This window comes from Pseudoalteromonas sp. SR43-3 (assembly GCF_014163875.1).
GTDB classification, from domain to species: Bacteria; Pseudomonadota; Gammaproteobacteria; order Enterobacterales; family Alteromonadaceae; genus Pseudoalteromonas; species Pseudoalteromonas distincta.
The window spans coordinates 1-1,750 of sequence record NZ_JACJEC010000039.1 but is presented as its reverse complement, the minus strand read 5'-3'; the positions used below and the strand labels follow the sequence as shown (position 1 = coordinate 1,750).

General features: G+C 44.5%; 1 protein-coding gene. It reads left to right on the top strand.

What is annotated here, in order from left to right; genetic code table 11:
• Positions 1–140 precede the first annotated feature (140 nt).
• Positions 141–1,661 (top strand): ISNCY family transposase, encoded by a 1,521-nt coding sequence (locus H5088_RS20055; protein ID WP_182754401.1) that lies wholly within the window; start codon positions 141–143, stop codon positions 1,659–1,661.
• The last annotated feature ends 89 nt before the right edge of the window (positions 1,662–1,750 follow it).

Sequence of the window (1,750 nt, the reverse complement as noted above, 5' to 3'; positions counted from 1 at the left end):
TGTTAACACCAAGCGACTTTGTCGTATCTTAATTACCAAGCGATTCTGTCGTAATCGCTAATTACCAAGGGAATTTGTCGGTCACTTTTTTACGTGTCTGTTAGTGTTTTGTTTTTGGAATACTAGAAGGCATGTTGAGGATGATTGTGATGGATTCTAAAGCTCAACTCACCGTTGACATCATAGCTAAAGTGGTTGAAGGCAGGATAACAATTGCCAATGCTGCTAAGTTACTCAGTAAGTCTCGACGCACTATTGAACGCTACGTAAAGCAATATCAGCAAGTCGGTATTCAATTCGCTGTACATGGTAACAGTGGCAAAGCCCCACCCAACAAAACGCCGGTATCAATAAAAAAAGTGGTTCAAAAATTGATTCAGGAAAAATATTACGATTTGAATCTGTTGCACTTGGCTGAACAATTAGCTACGAATGAGAACATTGTTATTAAGCGTGAAACCCTACGCGGTTGGGCACATGATATTCATCACGTTAAACGAGCCAAACGAAGACGTAGCAATGTTCGAAAGCGCAGAGAGCGCATGGAAGCACCGGGTCTAATGATGCAAATGGATGGCAGTCCACATCGCTGGTTTGGGGATAAAAAGCACTGTTTAATTGCCATGATTGATGATGCGACCAGTGAAGTATATGCTGAGTTCTTCCCGTCAGAGACCACCGTTGGATGCCTGAAAGTCATGAGAGAATGTATCGAAACGAAAGGTGTGTTTAAAACGCTTTATGTGGACAGAGCCGATATCTTCGGCGGCCCGAAGCGCTGCAACTTCTCACAGATGCAGAGGGCTTGTGAGGAGCTGGGCATTGAAATCATCTTTGCCAATTCCCCACAAGGTAAAGGGCGCGTCGAACGGGCGTTCGATACCTTCCAAGACCGATTGGTGCCCGAACTTAGGTTGAACAATATTAACGATATTGCCGCTGCCAATGCCTACCTTAAGCATATCTTCATTCCGCAGTTCTGGCAGTCGAAAGTTCAAGTAAAATCAAAGCAAGCACCTGAATTTACGCCTCTGTCGAAACACATCAACCTTGATGATATCTGCGTCATTAAAGACCATCGTAAAATACGTAACGACCATACCTTCAGTTATGGCAACAAGTTCTACCTAATAGATTCACCGCTCAAGCACTCCATTGCCAATCAGAAAATCGAGATAAGGAACACGAGTAAAAAAGGGTTTACCGCTCACTTCGCTGGTCGCAAACTCAAGATCTCGGAAGTTAATGAGCCAAGCAAACTGGCATCAGAAGACTTGGCAGTACAGAAGAAACTTGAAGTATTAGCGTTAATCGAAAAACTCGGAAGCGTCAGCGCTGCATCACGCCAAAGTGGCGTATCACGAGACACTATTCATCGGCACTTAAGACTAGTTAAGCGAGGTGGCCCTGAAGCATTAAAACGCCAAGAAACACCTAATCTACGGCACAAAAACTGTGTGGATAAGGCGATAGAAGACGCCGTTGTGCAATTCTCAATTGAACACCCTCACCTTGGTCAGCAGAAAGTCGCGATAAAGCTCAGTGAAGCCCTTGGTGTTGATATTAGCGCGGGCGGTGTGCGCAGCATGTGGCTAAGAAACAATATGAATACCACCGCATTGCGAGTCGAAAAATCTAATGCTCTGGCTGAATCGGCATAAAAGGTAGCCAGTTTAGTAACTGGCTGATATGCTATTTACGACAAAGTCGCTCGGTAATTAGACCGACATAATCCCTTGGTAATCACACT